This window comes from Enterobacter sp. N5-15, from assembly GCF_057221635.1.
Genome location: NZ_CM170150.1, coordinates 313,501 through 330,705, shown reverse-complemented (window position 1 = coordinate 330,705; position 17,205 = coordinate 313,501). Strand labels below are relative to the sequence as shown.

The 17,205-nt window shown below is 58.0% G+C and carries 17 protein-coding genes; 3 read left to right on the top strand and 14 right to left on the bottom strand.

Annotation, left to right across the window (positions count from 1 at the left end; genetic code table 11):
• Positions 1-28: 28 nt before the first annotated feature.
• Together AC2TE5_RS01520 and AC2TE5_RS01515 are read right to left on the bottom strand one after the other, a co-directional pair.
• Positions 29-724: a pirin family protein gene (locus AC2TE5_RS01520; RefSeq protein ID WP_000639796.1), complete on the bottom strand. Its 696-nt coding sequence runs from the start codon at positions 722-724 to the stop codon at positions 29-31.
• A 122-nt stretch (positions 725-846) separates the two neighbouring features.
• Positions 847-1,884, bottom strand: coding sequence for an oxidoreductase (locus AC2TE5_RS01515; protein WP_484612539.1), 1,038 nt, complete (start codon positions 1,882-1,884; stop codon positions 847-849).
• Positions 1,885-2,140: 256 nt separating this feature from the next.
• Here AC2TE5_RS01515 and yhhY point away from each other — a divergent pair, with 256 nt between their 5' ends.
• Entirely contained in the window at positions 2,141-2,629 is a 489-nt protein-coding gene (gene yhhY / locus AC2TE5_RS01510) for an N-acetyltransferase (RefSeq protein WP_484612538.1), read from the top strand.
• An 88-nt stretch (positions 2,630-2,717) separates the two neighbouring features.
• Here the strand turns inward: yhhY and ggt are convergent, their stop codons facing one another.
• The gene (gene ggt, locus AC2TE5_RS01505; RefSeq protein ID WP_484612537.1) at positions 2,718-4,463 is read right to left on the bottom strand and encodes a gamma-glutamyltransferase; all 1,746 of its coding nucleotides are present in this window, start codon (positions 4,461-4,463) and stop codon (positions 2,718-2,720) included.
• A 123-nt stretch (positions 4,464-4,586) separates the two neighbouring features.
• Between ggt and AC2TE5_RS01500 the strand changes: the two genes are divergently transcribed.
• The gene (locus tag AC2TE5_RS01500) at positions 4,587-4,964 is read left to right on the top strand and encodes a DUF2756 family protein (RefSeq protein ID WP_126787127.1); all 378 of its coding nucleotides are present in this window, start codon (positions 4,587-4,589) and stop codon (positions 4,962-4,964) included.
• Here AC2TE5_RS01500 and ugpQ read toward each other — a convergent pair.
• The 10 genes from ugpQ to livK form a co-directional block, all read right to left on the bottom strand.
• Positions 4,948-5,694, bottom strand: coding sequence for a glycerophosphodiester phosphodiesterase (gene ugpQ, locus AC2TE5_RS01495; RefSeq protein ID WP_213329694.1), 747 nt, complete (start codon positions 5,692-5,694; stop codon positions 4,948-4,950). The two genes, AC2TE5_RS01500 and ugpQ, sit on opposite strands and share 17 nt — an antisense overlap.
• Positions 5,691-6,761 (bottom strand): sn-glycerol-3-phosphate import ATP-binding protein UgpC, encoded by a 1,071-nt coding sequence (locus AC2TE5_RS01490; RefSeq protein ID WP_484612536.1) that lies wholly within the window; start codon positions 6,759-6,761, stop codon positions 5,691-5,693. Before AC2TE5_RS01490 ends, ugpQ begins: the two co-directional genes overlap by 4 nt.
• Before the next feature lies 1 nt (position 6,762).
• Positions 6,763-7,608, bottom strand: a complete 846-nt coding sequence (gene ugpE / locus AC2TE5_RS01485; RefSeq protein ID WP_013099125.1) for a sn-glycerol-3-phosphate ABC transporter permease UgpE — start codon at positions 7,606-7,608, stop codon at positions 6,763-6,765.
• Positions 7,605-8,492 (bottom strand): sn-glycerol-3-phosphate ABC transporter permease UgpA, encoded by an 888-nt coding sequence (ugpA, locus tag AC2TE5_RS01480; RefSeq protein ID WP_023310026.1) that lies wholly within the window; start codon positions 8,490-8,492, stop codon positions 7,605-7,607. Before ugpA ends, ugpE begins: the two co-directional genes overlap by 4 nt.
• Positions 8,493-8,594: 102 nt before the next feature.
• Positions 8,595-9,911 (bottom strand): sn-glycerol-3-phosphate ABC transporter substrate-binding protein UgpB, encoded by a 1,317-nt coding sequence (ugpB, locus tag AC2TE5_RS01475; protein ID WP_484612535.1) that lies wholly within the window; start codon positions 9,909-9,911, stop codon positions 8,595-8,597.
• A 356-nt stretch (positions 9,912-10,267) separates the two neighbouring features.
• Positions 10,268-10,981: a high-affinity branched-chain amino acid ABC transporter ATP-binding protein LivF gene (livF, locus tag AC2TE5_RS01470; RefSeq protein ID WP_008500102.1), complete on the bottom strand. Its 714-nt coding sequence runs from the start codon at positions 10,979-10,981 to the stop codon at positions 10,268-10,270.
• 1 nt (position 10,982) lies between these two features.
• The gene (gene livG / locus AC2TE5_RS01465) at positions 10,983-11,750 is read right to left on the bottom strand and encodes a high-affinity branched-chain amino acid ABC transporter ATP-binding protein LivG (protein ID WP_023310024.1); all 768 of its coding nucleotides are present in this window, start codon (positions 11,748-11,750) and stop codon (positions 10,983-10,985) included.
• A complete protein-coding gene (livM, locus tag AC2TE5_RS01460; RefSeq protein ID WP_047345614.1) occupies positions 11,747-13,024 on the bottom strand; it encodes a branched chain amino acid ABC transporter permease LivM in 1,278 nt (425 codons plus the stop codon). Before livM ends, livG begins: the two co-directional genes overlap by 4 nt.
• Positions 13,021-13,947 (bottom strand): high-affinity branched-chain amino acid ABC transporter permease LivH, encoded by a 927-nt coding sequence (livH, locus tag AC2TE5_RS01455; RefSeq protein WP_047646901.1) that lies wholly within the window; start codon positions 13,945-13,947, stop codon positions 13,021-13,023. The genes livM and livH overlap by 4 nt, the downstream gene beginning before the upstream one ends.
• A 46-nt stretch (positions 13,948-13,993) precedes the next feature.
• Positions 13,994-15,103, bottom strand: coding sequence for a high-affinity branched-chain amino acid ABC transporter substrate-binding protein LivK (gene livK / locus AC2TE5_RS01450; protein WP_484612534.1), 1,110 nt, complete (start codon positions 15,101-15,103; stop codon positions 13,994-13,996).
• 424 nt (positions 15,104-15,527) lie between these two features.
• Between livK and panM the strand changes: the two genes are divergently transcribed.
• Positions 15,528-15,917, top strand: a complete 390-nt coding sequence (gene panM, locus AC2TE5_RS01445) for an aspartate 1-decarboxylase autocleavage activator PanM (protein ID WP_121426223.1) — start codon at positions 15,528-15,530, stop codon at positions 15,915-15,917.
• A gap of 109 nt (positions 15,918-16,026) precedes the next feature.
• Here the strand turns inward: panM and livJ are convergent, their stop codons facing one another.
• Positions 16,027-17,127, bottom strand: coding sequence for a branched chain amino acid ABC transporter substrate-binding protein LivJ (livJ, locus tag AC2TE5_RS01440; protein WP_072163886.1), 1,101 nt, complete (start codon positions 17,125-17,127; stop codon positions 16,027-16,029).
• Between the last annotated feature and the right edge of the window lie 78 nt (positions 17,128-17,205).

Below are 17,205 nucleotides of genomic sequence, written 5' to 3'. Positions count from 1 at the left end.
CCGTTTAAAGGGAAGGTTGAGTAATTATTTATACCGGCGGCAGGTCAAACAGCAGGATTTCACTTTCGCTGTCGGCGTGCACGGAGAGCGCCTGCTCATCCCAGATGGCCAGACCATCGGCGGTGGTTGCTTTGGTGCCGTTGATGGACACTTCACCTTTCACCACCTGGATCCAGACGCGGCGGTTGGCGGCAATCTGATGGACAGACTGTTCGTCTTTCGCCAGCGCCCAGCGGTACAGCTCCATATCCTGATGCACCTTCAGGGAGCCTTCACGCGCATCCGGGGACAGCACCAGCTGTTTGCCCTGTTTCGCGTCGAAGCGGCGCTGCTCGTAGCGCGGCGTGATGCCGGTCTCTTCTGGAATGATCCAGATTTGATACAGGTGCAGTTTTTCCGTTTTGCTCGGGTTGTACTCGGAGTGACGCACCCCGGTACCCGCGCTCATAATCTGGAACTCGCCCGCCGGAACCTGCTCTTTGTTGCCCATGCTGTCCTGGTGCTCAACCGCCCCCTCCAGCACATAGGTCAGGATTTCCATGTCTTTGTGCGGGTGGGTACCGAAGCCCTGGCCTGCATCAATCACGTCGTCGTTAATCACGCGCAGTGCGGAGAAGCCCATGAAGTTCGGGTCGTAGTAGTCGGCAAACGAGAATGAATGCCATGAGTCCAGCCAGCCATGATTCGCGTGACCACGTTCGTTTGCTTTGCGTAAGTAGATCATTGTTTCACCCTCAGTTCGTTTCGATGGAGTAAGTGTGGACGCAAACCGCCTGGGATCATAGAGGGTGAAAATTGACTCCTCTGTTCAAAAATTATGAACAAGCGCAGAGGAGCCGTTTTTGCTTATTTCGCGAGGGTTATCGTGGCAGGAGAAGCTTGCTCGAAGGCCCGTTCAAGGATTTCCAGGTTGGTAAGAACGTCAGATTCCTTGACGTAATTCGGCGCGCCGGCTGTGAGGGTTTCATACAGCGCATCGTAGACGCGGCCATAGTCACCCACTTCCGGTTTGAGTTCTTCTTTTGCGGTTGTGCCATCGGCCTTCACATACTCCAGCACGCCCACGGAATCATCCGCCGCAAAGCCCGGCTCGCCCGGCATGATGTTGGCCTTCAGGCTGGTCTCCTGCTGGTCGATGCCGTACTTAATGAACGATCCTTTGGTGCCGTGAACGATAAATTTTGGATAATCGATTTTCACCAGATGGCTGGTTTTGACGATGGCTTTCAGGTCGCCGTAGAACAGCTGCGCTTCAAAGATGTCGTCCGGGTTGGCTTTATTACGCAGGCTGCGGATGTCATACGCCACGTGGTCCGGTCGGCCAAACAGGGAGATGATCTGGTCCATGGTGTGCACGCCCAGACCATAGAACGAGCCGTCCTGCGGCAGGCCGGGCTGAGTTTCCGCGACCGGACGGTAGTAGTCGAAGTGGCTTTCGATTTCCACGATATCGCCCAGCCTGCCGCTTTCAATCGCCTTTTTCGCCGTCAGGAAGCAGCTGTCAAAGCGACGGTTCTGGTACGGCGTAACGGTCAGGCCTTTACTTTTCGCCAGCGTGAACAACTCTTTTGCTTCGGCGATAGTCGGGGTGAACGGCTTTTCTACCAGCACGTTTTTGCCCGCTTCCAGCGCGCGTTTCGCGTAGGAGAAGTGGCTGTCGGCGTGGGTGCAGACGACAACCAGTTTGACCTGCGGGTCGTTAAGCACGTCATCGAGATCGCTGGTGAAATGGATATGAGAATACTGCGGGGATTGCTCTTCCGGCTTCGCGCGGCGGCGGTATATATGGGCCACGTGCCAGCTGTCTTTACGGTTGAGAACATACGGCAGGTGGTAGCGGGTCGTACTTTTACCAAATCCAATAAATGCGCAATGTAGTGTCATAGCTCAGTCCTTTTGGAAGGTTACTGAGTCTAACCATAACAAAAAAAAAGCCAGCTAGAAGCTGGCTAAAGTAATACTGGAAGCAATGTGAGCAATGTCGTGCTTTCAGGTTCCCGTAGGGGTCTTCCTGAATGCAGAGCAATAATAATCATTCTCATTCGCACTTGTCTACTTTTTTTTGCAAAAAATAGCGGTTGACTCAAATTTTAAAGTCATTGATGTTGAAAGGGACATTTAACTGACTGAGGAACAAGGAATGAGTGAGATAGTGATACGCCACGCTGAATCGAAAGATGCCGAAGCTTTACGCCAGAACTACATGCATCCGGGGGTGTATCACGACACGCTACAGCTACCTCATCCTTCCCTTGAGTACTGGCAAGAACGTCTTATTACAAAACCCGGACAAAAACGGCTGGTCGCCTGCATTGATGAGCAAATCGTTGGCGATCTGATGCTTCAGGTGGAAGCCAGCCCGCGACGCAGCCATGTGGCAACGTTCGGTATCAGCGTTGCGGCGCACGCTCAAGGGCGCGGCGTCGGGAGCGCGCTCATGCGCGAGATGATCAACCTGTGCGACAACTGGATGCGCATCGAACGTATAGAGTTAACGGTTTTTGCCGATAACCCTGCTGCACTGGCGCTGTACCGGAAGTTTGGCTTTGAAATCGAAGGCACCGGCAGGAAATTTGCCCTGCGCAACGGCGAGTATGTGGATGCGTATTATATGGCGCGGATGAAGTAGTTTGTTGCCCTCACCCTAACCCTCTCCCACAGGGAGAGGGAATGAAACACGTAGGCCGGGTAAGGCGAAGCCGCCACCCGGCAACACATCAATACCCCGCCGACAAATCATCCACCGAACGCGGATCCGACGCGCCAAACAGCGCCCCGTCCGGCACCACCATAATGCTCTGGGTGCTGCCCATCGCCTCTTTCACCGCCACCTTTTGACCGCGCTGTTCCAGCAGCTTGATGGTATCCGGGCTAAAGCCCTTCTCGACGCGCAGTTCATCCGGCAGCCACTGGTGATGGAAACGCGGCGCGTTGGTCGCTTCGGCGACGTTCATCCCAAAGTCGATGCTGTTCACCACCATTTGCAGTACGGTGGTGATAATACGGCTGCCGCCAGGGCTGCCGGTCACCAGCCAGGTTTTCCCGTCTTTCACGACAATGGTGGGCGACATGGACGACAGCGGACGCTTCTTCGGCCCGACGGCGTTTGCATCGCCTCCGACCAGCCCGTAGACGTTCGGCACGCCCGGTTTGGCGGAGAAGTCATCCATCTCGTTGTTCAGCAGAATGCCGCTGTTGCCCGCCACAATCCCGGTGCCGAAGGTGGTGTTGAGCGTATAGGTCACCGCCACCGCGTTACCGTCTTTATCCACCACCGAGAAGTGGGTGGTCTGGTTGCTTTCGTACGGCGCCAGCTTGCCGGGGCGGATCTCGCTCGACGGTTTGGCCTTGTTGATGTCGATCTGTTCCGCAATGGATTTGGCATACGCCTTGTTGGTCAGCGCCTGCCACGGCACCTTCACGAAGTCCGGATCGCCGAGATATTCCGAACGGTCGGCGTAGGCGCGTTTTTCCGCTTCCGCCATCACCTGCATGGCGTCCGCGCTGCCGAAGCCGAACTTGTGCATATCGAAGTTTTCAAGAATATTGAGGATCTGCACGATGTGGATCCCGCCGGAGGACGGCGGCGGCATGGAGAAGACCTCGTAGCCGCGATAGGTGCCGCTAATCGGCTCGCGCTCCACCGCCTTGTATTCCGCCAGATCCGCTTTGGTGATGAGCCCGCCGTTTTTCTGCATCTCTTCCGCAATCTGGTCGGCAATCGCCCCTTTGTAGAAGGCGTCCGGACCGTGCTCCGCAATCAGCTCCAGGCTTTTGCCGAGGTTCTTCTGCACCAGCTTGTCGCCCTTCTTCAGCGGCTCACCGTCTTTCCAGAAGATGGCCTTGCTGTTTTCATGATTGGGAATGACTTCGCTGCCGTAGGTCTTGAGATCGTCCGCCAGGGCGTCATTTACCACAAAGCCGTCGCGCGCCAGCTTGATGGCAGGCTGCACCACCTTGTTCAGCGGCATCGTGCCGTATTTTTCCAGCGCCAGCGAGAAGCCCGCGACGGTACCCGGCGTGCCGGAGGCGAGATGCGAGGTCAGGGATTTTTTGCTGTCAGGGTTACCCTGTTCGTCGAGGAACATATCCCGTGACGCCTGGGAAGGCGCCATCTCGCGGAAGTCGATGGCCGTCGTTTTGCCGTCTTTGGTGCGCAGCATCATAAAGCCGCCGCCGCCCAGGTTACCCGCCTGCGGATGCGTTACCGCCAGCGCATAGCCGACGGCGACCGCTGCATCCACCGCGTTTCCGCCCTGCTTGAGAATATCGACGCCCACTTTTGTTGCCAGCGCATCCACTGACGCCACCATGCCATGGGTTGCCCGCACGGGATGAAAAACATCTTCCTCCACGCCGTAAGAGACCGGAGGCGCCGCTGGCGGGTTGGCCGCCACGCTAAATGTACCGCCAGCCATCAGCGCGGCGATGGCAACCCAGCGCAAAAACGTTGGTTTCATCATTATTGTTCTCCAGGTGAAGGGATCCATATTCCCCGCTTAAGCCTGGTTCACAACTCCTAAAAAATCATCGTCATGGTGAAATCAGGGTAAACTTAAGAGAGACCTCAAAAGGAGGAAATGACAATGAAACGCTTGATGATTCTTGCGGCGCTGATCCCGTTTGCCGCGCTCGCACAGCCACTCAACACCATGAACAACCCCAACCAGCAGGGTTATGTTATCCCGAGCCAGCAGCGTATGCAGACCGAGATGATGAGCCAGCAACAGCAGCAGAAAGGGATGCTTAACCAGCAGCTTAAAACGCAGACCCAAATGCAGCAGCAAAGCCTGCAAAATCAGATGAACGCCAACACCCAGCGCGTGCAGCAGGGGCAGGTGCGCGAGCAGCCGCTGCCGAATAAAAACGGCGGGATGTTAGGGGGGATGACGTCGTCAGGCAGCGGACAGCAGCATATGCTGCCGCCGCAGTCGAATGGCAGTATGCTTAATCCGCAGAACTAAAGTTCGGGCCGATCAGGTCAATTGCATCGGTACAGATGCTGTCCACGCCCCAGCGCAGCAGCTCGGCTGCACGCTGGGGTTTGTTAACGGTGTAGACCAGAATATGCAGACCCGCGTCTTTCAGCATCTTCACCCGCGCCTCATCCAGCAGCCTGTGATTGAGATGGATAGAAACGCACGCTAAGCGCGTCGTCAGCTCGCGCCAGTCCTCGCGCCACTCGTCAAGCAGCAGCCCGCGCGGCAGCTCCGGCACGGCCGCCTGTGCCGCTTCCAGCGCGTCAATTTCAAACGAGGAGAGCAGCGGCGCGGTCATCCCGTCCCACAGCTCGCGCGCGGCGAGGGCAATCACTTTGCCCGTCAGCGGCCCGGTGCCGGTGGTCGGTTTGATTTCGATATTGGCCATCATGCCGTGCTGGCGGCAGCGGTCCGCCACGTCCGCCAGCAGCGGCAGCGGTTCGCCTTTGAATTCGCCGCTGTACCAGCTTCCGGCGTCCACTTTCAGCAGATCGCGCCACGGCAGCTCGCCCGCCACGCCCCAGCCGTTGCTGGTGCGCTCGAGGTTATCGTCGTGCAGCAGAAAAATTTCGCCGTCTTTCGACAGCTTGGCGTCGAACTCGATCATCGTGTGACCGTAGCGCGCGCCAACGTCAATCGCCGCCAGGGTGTTCTCCGGCGCCAGCTTACCGCCGCCCCGGTGGGCGACGACGTGGGGATAAGGCCAGTTGCTCATACTCGTTGTCCTGTTTCACCGTCAAACAGGTGCAGATGGTTTTCCGGCAGGTGCAGCCACAGCGTACTGCCTGCCTTAGGGCGCTCCTGATGTGCCAGTCGCACCACCATTTTTTGCTCGCCCCAGCGCCCGTGCGCCAGGTTATCTGCACCCAACATCTCCAGCGTGTCCATCACCAGAGGCACGCCGCCGTCCGCCTGAGAGGTTAAAGCAATATGCTCCGGGCGGATACCGAGCGTCATCTTACGCCCGGCGTAGCCACGATAGTACCAGTTGATCGGCAATGCCATCCCGCTTTCCAGCTCAAAATGCGTGCCTGTGCTGCTGATACGCCCTTCCAGCAGGTTCATTGCGGGGCTGCCGATAAAGCTCGCCACAAAGCGGGTGGCCGGTTTCTCGTACACCTCCACCGGAGTGCCAATCTGCTCGGCGATGCCTTTGTTCATCACCATCACGCGCTGGGCGAGGGTCATGGCTTCGACCTGATCGTGGGTCACGTACAGAGAGGTGGTTTTCAGACGACGGTGCAGCTGCTGCAGCTCAAGACGCATCTGCACCCGCAGCTTGGCGTCGAGGTTAGAGAGCGGCTCGTCGAACAGGAATACCGCCGGATCGCGCACGATGGCGCGCCCCATCGCCACGCGCTGTCGCTGGCCGCCGGAGAGCTCGCGCGGGCGCCGCTTGAGCAGGCCGTCCAGCTCGAGAATGCGCGCCGCCTCTTTCACCCGCTCGTCGATATGGCCTTTGCCCATGCCGCGGATTTTCAGCCCCCAGGCCATGTTCTCTTCCACGCTCATGTGCGGATAGAGGGCGTAGTTCTGGAACACCATCGCGATGCCGCGGTCTTTGGGTTCCATTTCGGTAACGCGCTGGCGGTCAATCCAGATATCTCCGGACGTCACGCGCTCCAGACCCGCCACCATGCGCAGCAGGGTGGATTTGCCGCAGCCGGACGGGCCGACCATCACGATAAATTCCCCGTCCGCCACGTCGAGCGTGAGCGGCTGAATGACCTGGGTTTTGCCATCCCAGCTTTTGGTTACTGCCTGAAGTTTTAAACCTGCCATCTTATTTCTCGCTATCGACCAGGCCACGGACAAACGCACGCTGCATGGCTAAAACAATGACTACGGGTGGGATAAGGGTGAGCAGCATTGCCGCCATCACCTGGTTCCAGAGGGTGGTGCCTTCGCCGGTGGCGATCATGCCTTTGATGCCCGCCACGGCGGTGCCGAGGTTGACGTCCTGAATAATCAGCAGCGGCCACAGGTACTGGTTCCAGCCGTAGATAAAGGTGATCACAAACAGCGCCGCAAGGTTGGTTTTCGACAGCGGCAGCACGATGTCGCGGAAGAAGCGCATCGGCGACGCGCCGTCGATGCGCGCCGCTTCAATCAGCTCGTCCGGCAGAGTCATAAAGAACTGACGGAACAGGAAGGTGGCGGTTGCCGAGGCCATCAGCGGCAGGGTTAAGCCCGCATAGCTGTCGAGCATCTTCAGGTTGGCGATCACCTCCACCGTCGGGAAGATACGCACTTCCACCGGCAGCATCAGGGTAATGAAGATCATCCAGAAGAAGAGGTTACGCAGCGGAAAGCGGAACCAGACGATGGCGAAGGCCGAAAGCATCGACACCGTAATTTTGCCGACCGTAATGCCAAACGCCATAATGAAGCTGTTGAGCATCATCAGCCAGAACGGCGCGCTGTTGGCGCCCACGCCCTGGGTCCAGATGGTCTTCATGTTCTCGAAAAGATGTGTGCCTGGGATCAGCGTCATCGGCGTGTCGAACACCGCTTTGGTGTCCAGCGTGGCGGCGACAAACGCCACGTACAGCGGGAAGAGGATGACGATAATCCCTAAAATCAGCATGGTATGGCTGAAAATCGTCAGCCCGCGACGGTTCTCAATCATTGGTAGCGCACCTTACTTTCGACATAGCGGAACTGCACCACCGTGAGGATGATGACGAGGAACATCAGCACGACGGACTGTGCGGCAGAGGCAGAGAGATCCAGACCGGCGAAGCCTTCGCGGTAGATCTTATAGATAAGCGTCGTTGTCGCCTGCACCGGGCCGCCTGCGGTCGCCGCGTCGATCACCGGGAAGGTATCGAAGAAGGCGTACACGAGGTTAACCACCAGCAGGAAGAAACTCACCGGGGCGATCAGCGGCAGCGACAGCCTGAAGAAACGACGAATGGGCCCTGCGCCGTCAATTGCCGCGGCTTCCACCAGCGAGCGCGGAATGGACTGCAGCGCGGCAAAGAAGAACAGGAAGTTGTAGCTGATCTGCTTCCACACCGAGGCGAACACCACCAGGAACATCGCCTGACCGCTGTTCTGGGCATGGTTCCAGTCGTAGCCCAGTTCGGCCAGGAAATGGGTAATCAATCCGCGCCCCGGGTTAAACAGGAATATCCACAGCACGGCGGCGACGGCGGGAGCCACGGCGTACGGCAGCAGCATCAGGGTCTGATAAATACGGCTGCCGCGCACCACGTAGTCCACCAGCGCGGCGAAAAACAGCGAGGCAACCAGACCGCTGACGGTCACCAGCGCGCTGAACTTCATCGTCGTCCAGAAGGAGTCCAGGTAGTAGCTGTCATGGAACAGCGCGGTGAAGTTGTCCAGGCCAACAAACTGACTGGAAAGCCCGAACGGATCGACGCTTTGCACCGAGTACCACAGCGCTTCGCCCGCAGGCCAGATAAAGAAAATAACGGTGATGACCAGCTGCGGCGCGACAAGCAGATACGGTAGCCAGCGGGAACGGAACACCGGACGGGATGATGACATTGAGATTTGGTTCCTGAACAATGCCGGGTGGCGGCTACGCCTTACCCGGCCTACATGGGGCACGTCGTAGGCCCGGATCGCTACGCGTCACCGGGCATTTTTTTACGATTTGGTCGACTGCTCAAAGCGGCGCAGCAGCTGATTTCCGCGCTCTACCGCAGAGTCCAGCGCCTGCTGTGGCGTTTTCTTCCCGGTCCACACGCTTTCCAGCTCTTCATCTACGATGGTGCGGATCTGCGGCATGTTGCCCAGACGCAGGCCCTTGGTGAACGGCAACGGCGGCTTGTTCAGCATCTGACGCGTCGCAATGTCCGCCCCTGGGTTCTTGCTATAGAAGCCCTGCTCGCGGGTCAGGTCGTACGCGGCTTTAGTGATCGGCAGGTAGCCGGTCTTCTGGTGCCACTCGGCGGCGTTTTCAGGTTTGGCCAGGAAGTCGAGGAACTCGGCTACGCCTTTGTAAGTGCCTTTGTCTTTACCCTGCATGACCCACAGGCTCGCCCCGCCGATAATGGCGTTCTGCGGCGCGCCCTTCACGTCAGCGTCATACGGCATCATGCCCACGCCGTAGTTGAATTTGGCGTAGTGACGGATATCCGCCAGCGAGCCGGACGAGGCGGTGGTAATGGCGCAGTCGCCGTTGTAGAACTTCTCGGTGGATTCGTCTTTACGCCCGAAGTAGCTGAAGTCGCCCTTCTTGTTCAGATCGGCAAGCAGCGCGATGTGCTTCACCTGCTCCGGCTTGTTGAACTCCAGTACCGCATCGGTGCCGTCGAAGCCGTTGTTTTTGGTCGCCACCGGCAGGCCGTGCCAGGCGCTGAAGTTTTCAACCTGGATCCAGCCCTGCCAGCCGCTGGCGTAGCCGCACTTCATCCCAGCCGCCTTCAGCTTCGCGGTGTACTCCGCCAGGTCCTGCCAGGTTTTTGGCGGCTGCTCCGGGTCTAAACCGGCTTTTTTGAAGGCGTCTTTGTTGTAGTACAGCACCGGCGTAGAGCTGTTAAACGGCTGGGACAGCAGATGGCCGGTTTTGGAATCCGTGTAGTAACCCGCTACGGTCGGCACGAACTGCGATTCGTCGAAGTTGATGCCCGCCTCTTTGAACACTTCATAGACCGGCTTGATGGCTTTGGAGGCCATCATGGTGGCGGTGCCCACTTCATAAACCTGTAACAGGGCAGGCGCGTTGCCGGTACGGAAGGCGGCGATCCCCGCGCTCAGGCTCTGCTCGTAGTTGCCTTTGTACACCGGCACAATTTTGTAATCCGGGTGGGTGTCGTTGAAACGCTGCGCCAGGGAGTCAACTTCTTTACCCAACTCCCCTTCCATTGAATGCCAGAACGGAATGGTGGTGACAGCCATTGCGTTCGTCGCAAAAGCCAGACCCAGTGCCAGACCCAAAGCTGTGTGTCGTAACGATGTCATTGTCATCTCTCTTATTGTGCCGGATGCGCGATATCACGCGTTTTATGCTCGCGAGGTAACATGACATGCTCGAATTACAGAAAAATAACTGTTTGTTTACAGATAAGTGACAGCCAGGCGTCAGGGGGATGATGGTTGTGTGAAAGGGTTGGGGATGTGGTTTAGGTGCGGTCTGGTGCCCTCACCCCAGCCCTCTCTCACAGGGAGAGGGAGCAAACACTAAAAAAGGCAACTTGCGTTGCCTTTTGCTTTTACCTCGTGCGGTCTGGTGCCCTCACCCCGCCCCTCTCCCACGGGGAGAGGGAGAAAAGCGTGTAGGCCCGGTAAGCGCAGCGCCACCGGGCGATACGGACGGCTCAGCCGCCCAAATACGCGCTCCGCACCGCTTCGTTCGCCAGCAGCGCGTCGCCGGTATCCTCCAGCACCACGCGGCCGTTCTCCAGCACGTAGCCGCGGTCAGCGAGCTTCAGCGCCTGGTTGGCGTTCTGCTCGACGAGGAAGATGGTCATCCCCTCTTTACGCAGCTGCTCAATCGTGTCGAAGATCTGCTGAATGATGATCGGCGCAAGGCCGAGCGACGGCTCGTCCAGCAGCAGCAGGCGCGGCTGGCTCATCAGCGCGCGGCCAATCGCCAGCATCTGCTGCTCACCGCCGGACATGGTGCCCGCACGCTGGATGCGGCGCTCCCACAGGCGCGGGAAGAGTTCATATACCCACTTAATTCGGGTCTGGTATTCATCGCGGTGGGCGAAGAACCCGCCCATCGCCAGGTTCTCTTCCACCGTCATGCGGGAGAAGACGCGGCGCCCTTCCGGAACAATCGCCACCGCCTCGCGCATGATTCTGGCCGTCTGCCAGTCGGTAATGTCTTTACCATCGAACACAATCCGCCCGCTGGTGGCTCGCGGGTCGCCGCACAGGGTGCCGAGCAGCGTGGTTTTGCCCGCGCCGTTGGCGCCAATCAGGGTCACGATTTCACCCTGATTGATGTGCAGGCTGACGTCGTGCAGCGCCTGGATCTTGCCGTAGTGCGCGTTGACCTTGTCGAACGTTAACATCGCTTTTTCCATCTTATGCCTCACCCAGGTATGCGCGGATCACGTCCGGATTGTTGCGGATCTCTTCCGGCGTGCCGTTTGCCAGCGGCGTGCCCTGGTTTACCACGTAGATACGGTCAGAAATACCCATCACCAGCTTCATGTCGTGCTCAATCAGCAGGATGGTGGTGTCGTGACTATCGCGCAGCTCGGCAATCAGCTCGTCCAGCTCTTTGGTCTCTTTCGGGTTGAGCCCTGCCGCCGGTTCGTCGAGCATCAGGATTTCCGGCTGCGTCACCATGCAGCGCACAATCTCCAGGCGACGCTGGTCGCCGTAGGCCAGGTTGCTCGCCTGACGGTTGGCGTGCTGCAGCAGGCCAATTCGGTCGAGCCAGGTGGCGGCGCGGTCAAGCGCTTCATCCTGCGCGCGGCGGAAGGCCGGGGTTTTCAGCAGGCCGGAGAACAGCCCGGTTTTCAGCTGCTGATGCTGTGCCACCAGCAGGTTCTCAATCACCGTCATTTCGCGGAACAGACGCACGTGCTGGAAGGTACGCACCACGCCCATGCGGGCAATCTGCTGGCCCGGCAGCCCTTCCAGATGCTGGTCGCGCAGCATGATGGTGCCGCCCGTCGGCTTGTAGAAACCGGTCAGACAGTTAAAGACCGTGGTCTTTCCCGCGCCGTTCGGGCCAATCAGGGAGACAATCTCTTTCTTGTGCAGATCCAGATTCACATTGTTGACCGCCAGCAGGCCGCCAAAACGCATCATCAGACCGTTAACGGATAATAATGGCTGACTCATGCCTGCTCTCCTTTCGCTTGCCCGTTCTTCAGCTTCAGCTGTGGACGGGTCATCGGCAGCAGACCCTGCGGACGCCAGATCATCATCAGCACCATCAAACCACCCAGCATCAGCATGCTGTATTCGTTAAAGTCGCGCATCAGCTCGCGCGAGACCACCAGCAGGATGGCCGCGAGGATAACGGCGAACTGCGAGCCCATCCCGCCGAGCACCACAATCGCCAGCACGAAGGCGGATTCGGCAAAGGTGAACGATTCCGGGCTGACGAAGCCCTGACGTGCGGCAAACAGCGTTCCGGCGAAACCGGCAAACGCGGCGCTGATGGTGAACGCGGTCAGCTTGATGCGGGTCGGGTTCAGGCCAAGAGAGCGGCAGGCGATCTCATCTTCACGCAGCGCTTCCCACGCGCGGCCCAGCGGCATGCGCAGCAGGCGGTTAATCACGAACAGGGTAATCACCACCAGCAGCAGCGCCACCAGATAGAGCCAAATCACGCGGTCGGACGGGTCATACTTCACGCCAAAGAAGTTGCTGAAGGTATCCCAGCCGCCTTCGCGGGCGGTACGGCTGAACTCCAGGCCGAAGAAGGTCGGTTTCGGGATCTGGCTGATGCCGTTCGGGCCGCCGGTCACTTCGGTGTTGTTAAGCAGCAGGATACGGACGATTTCGCCGAAGCCTAAGGTCACAATCGCCAGGTAGTCACCGCGCAGGCGCAGCACCGGGAAGCCAAGCAGGAAGCCCGCCGCGGCAGAGACCAGCCCCGCCAGCGGCAGGCAGGTCCAGAAGCCGAGACCGTAATAGTGGTTCAGCAGCGCGAAGGTATAGGCGCCGATGGCGTAGAAGCCGCCGTAGCCCAGCACCAGCAGGCCAGAGAGCCCCACCACCACGTTCAGACCGAGGCCGAGAATCACGTAGATCATGGTCAGAGTGGCGATATCCACGGTGCCGCGAGACACCACAAACGGCCACGCCACGGCGGCCACCAGCAGCGCCACGAGGAACAGCTTCTGCTTAACGGTAGAGCCGTCGATTGCCGGCAGGACGAATTTCGGCCCGGAGACGTTTTTCAGCGTTTTCTGGAACAGCGGACGCAGCAGCTGGAACAGGAACACCACGGCCGTGCCGATAAACACCCACTGCCAGCGGATGTCGGGGGCGGTATCCACCACCAGTTTCGTGCCGTCCAGACCTAACTGGACGCCCATAAAGACGCCCGCCAGCACGAAGAACATGGCGGCAGAGAGCAGCGCCATTGCAAAATGCATCGGTTTCATACTTTCTCTACCTCCGGACGGCCCAGAATACCGGTAGGCATCACCAGCAGAACCAGAATCAGCAGGGCAAACGACACCACGTCTTTATATTCCGTGCTCAGGTACGCCGAGGAGAGCGCTTCCGCCACGCCCAGGATCAGGCCGCCGATCATCGCGCCCGGAATACTGCCGATACCGCCCAGAACCGCCGCGGTGAAGGCTTTCATCCCGGCCATAAAGCCGATGTACGGGTTGATCACGCCGTAGAACTGGCCGAGCAGGACACCCGCCACCGCCGCCATCGCTGCGCCAATCACGAAGGTCAGGGCAATCACGCGGTCGGTGTTGATGCCGAGGAGACTCGCCATCTTCAGGTCTTCTGCGCAGGCGCGGCAGGCGCGTCCCATACGCGAGTAGCGGATGAACAGCGTCAGGGCGAGCATCGCAATAAAGGTCACGACCCAGATAACCAGCTGCATGGTGGTGATAGTGGCCGCGAAGTTTTCGCTGGCCCCCACAATCCACTGGCCGTTAAACAGGCTTGGCAGCGCCACGTCGCGCGAGCCTTCGGTCAGGCTGACGTAGTTTTGCAGGAAGATCGACATCCCGATCGCGGAAATCAGCGCAATCAGACGCTTGGAGCTGCGCACCGGCCGGTAGGCCACGCGCTCGATGCTCCAGCCGTAGGCGCTGGCTATCACAATCGCGCCGACAAACCCGGCGGCGACCAGCAGCCAGCTGCTGTCGATGCCCATCATCATCAGGGCGGCGATAATCATGAAGGAGACGTAGCTACCGATCATGTACACCTCGCCGTGGGCGAAGTTGATCATGCCGATAATGCCGTAAACCATCGTATAGCCGATGGCGATCAGCGCGTAGGTGCTTCCCAGCGTAACGCCGTTAAACATCTGCTGCAGGAAATAGAGAAACTGCTCGGACATATGCAAACCTTTTTATACCCGCCCGTCATGCCGGGCGGTGGGATAATTATTTGGCGGCCGAGGACGAACCGTCGGCGTGCCACTTAAAGACACCAAACTCAAATCCCTTCAGATCGCCTTTCTCATCCCAGTTCAGCGGCCCAATCACGGTGTTCGCCCCGTGTGCTTTTAAATCTTTCACCAGATCCAGCGGTTCTTTGCTGCCGGAGCGATCCAGCGCGGTGGCCAGAGACTGTACGGCCGCATAGGTGATCCAGACGTACGGACCGCTCGAATCTTTCTTCTGCGCCTTGAGCGCATCCACGATAGCCTTGTTGGCCGGATCCTGGTCATAGCGTTTTGGCATCGTCACCAGCATGCCTTCAGCAGAATCCCCCGCGATGTTTGACAGGGAGGCATTGCCCACGCCCTCTGGCCCCATAAACTGGGTTTTCAGGCCGGTGGCGCGCGCCTGACGCAGCATCTGGCCCATCTCCGGGTAGTAGCCGCCGTAGTAAACGAAGTCGATGTTCTCTTTTTGCAGACGGGCGATCAGCGCGGAGAAGTCTTTCTCGCCTGCGGTAATGCCGTCGAAGAAGACGATGTCCGCGCCGCCTTTTTTCAGGCCGTCCTGCACGGAGCGCGCCAGGCCTTCGCCGTACTGCTGTTTGTCGTGAATAATGGCAATGCGCTGTGGCTTAACGGTCTCGAGGATGTATTTGGCGGCGGTGGGGCCCTGCGAGGAGTCCAGACCGGCGGTACGCATGATGTGCTGATAGCCGCGCTGGGTCAGTTCCGGATTCGTTGCGCCTGGGGTGATCATCAGGATGCCTTCGTCTTCGTAGATATCAGACGCGGGCTGGGTGGAGGATGAACACAGGTGGCCGATCACATACTGGATACCGTCGTTGACGATTTTGTTGGCGACCGCAACGGCCTGTTTTGGATCGCAGGCGTCGTCATATTCCACGCCCACCAGCTTGTCGCCCTTGATGCCGCCCTTGGCGTTGATGTCTTTAATGGCCTGGCGCGCGCCGTTGAACTCCATGTCACCCCACTGGGCAACAGGGCCGGACATCGCACCCACGACCGCAACTTTAATGTCCTCCGCCATAGCGGCATGCGAGATCGACAGTGCGACCATCCCCGCGATTAACGTCTTCGCGTTCCTTTTCATCTCTGAATCCCCATTCGTGATGTCGTGTTTATATTTTGTTTTATTATGGTTAAAAAGCATTCTGTACTTTTAATGAACAACGCTATTTTTACCAGTGCCTTTAATGGTTTAGCGCAGGTTTTTGTCAAAAACCAGACTAAAATCTCTATTTTTCAGGCGATTAAGCAAAGATAATATTCTGAAATCAGGCAGAGATAAACAAATAAAAGTGCAGTTTGCAGCATAAAATAACGGTACAAAGCGCCGAATAAATCACTACCCTTCAGGTTAAAATTCTGCTTATTTTTCGATCCATGTGTTTTCAAACTGCCCATCGCGTTGCCAAAAAACTAATCACCTGGTTAATGAGAATAAAAAGAGGAAGCCGCTGAGTGAATAAATTGAGTACACTGCCCCTACTCAATCTGATTTGGACAAGTAGCTAATGAAACTGACTATCGTGCGTCTGGTGACCTTTAGCGACCAGGATCATATCGACCTGGGCAAGATCTGGCCGGAATATTCCCCTTCGTCTCTGCGCGTTGATGAGACCCACCGTATTTATGCCGCGCGTTTTAACGAGCGCCTGCTGGCTGCGGTACGCGTCACCCTGAGCGGTACAGAAGGGGCGCTGGACTCGCTGCGCGTACGTGACGTCACCCGTCGTCGCGGTGTGGGACAGTATTTAATTGAAGAAGTGATCCGTGAAAACCCGAGCGTGACCTCATGGTGGATGGCCGATGTGGGCGTGGAAGACCGCGGCGTGATGGCGGCGTTTATGCAGGCGTTAGGGTTTACGGCACAGGAGAGCGGGTGGGAGAAGCGCCAGGATTGATTTGTGCGGCCTGATGCGTGCGGTGCGGCCTGATGCCCTCACCCCGGCCCTCTCCCACGGGGAGAGGGAGAAAACATTAAAAAAGGCAACTTACGTTGCCTTTTTGCTTTTATTTGGCGTCTGTCGCCGTGCCGTTAGCATGCCAGTCAAACACGCCGAACTCGAAGCCCTTCAGGTCGCCCTTCGCATCCCAGGAAAGTGGCCCCATGACGGTCTCGACGGTATTCGCTTTCAACCAGGTGGCAATCTCAGCCGGGTCGGCTGACTGGTTCAGGCCCGCCTGCAGAGACTGCAGCGCCGCGTAGGTGGTCCAGACGAACGCGCCGCTTGGATCCTGTTTCTTCGCCTTGATGGCATCCACGATAGGTTTGTTCGCAGGGACCTGGTCGTAGTTCTTCGGCTTGGTCACCAGCAGGCCTTCCGCTGATTCACCCGCAATGTTAGACAGGGACACGTTCGCCACGCCTTCCGGGCCCATAAACTGGGTTTTCAGGCCCGCAGCGCGCGCCTGGCGCAGGATCTGGCCCATTTCCGGGTGGTAGCCACCGTAGTAAACGAAATCAATATTCTCTTTCTTCAGACGCGCCACCAGGGTGGAGAAGTCTTTCTCACCGGCGGTGATCCCGTCGAAGAACACCACGTCAGCATTGGCTTTCTTGAGGTTGTCCTGCACTGAACGCGCCAGACCTTCACCGTACTGCTGCTTGTCGTGAACGATAGCGATGCGCTTCGGTTTCACTTTTTCAACGATGTATTTCGCTGCGGTTGGGCCCTGGTCAGAGTCCAGGCCGGTGGTGCGCAGGGTCAGCTTGTAGCCGCGCGCGGTCAGCTCTGGTGCGGTCGCCGCCGGGGTGATCATCAGAATACCTTCGTCTTCGTAAATGTCAGACGCTGGCTGAGTAGAGGAAGAGCACAGGTGACCGATAACGTATTTGATCCCGTCGTTCACCACTTTGTTCGCGACCGCGACCGCTTGTTTCGGGTCACAGGCATCATCATATTTTACGATCTGCAGTTTTTCGCCTTTAATACCGCCCTTAGCATTAATGTCTGCAACCGCCTGCTCAGCGCCGGTAAATTCCTGGTCGCCGTACTGTGCTACCGGACCGGACATTGCGCCAACAACAGCCACCTTGATGTCTGCCTGTGCCATGGTGCTGAATGCCAACGCGATACATCCTGCCAGTAACGCTTTACCCTTCATGTTCATCCTGAGATTCCCCATTATTATGGTTATTACGATTGTTGTGATGTTGTTGTGCAGCGCTTTATGTCATTTATAGGTGTG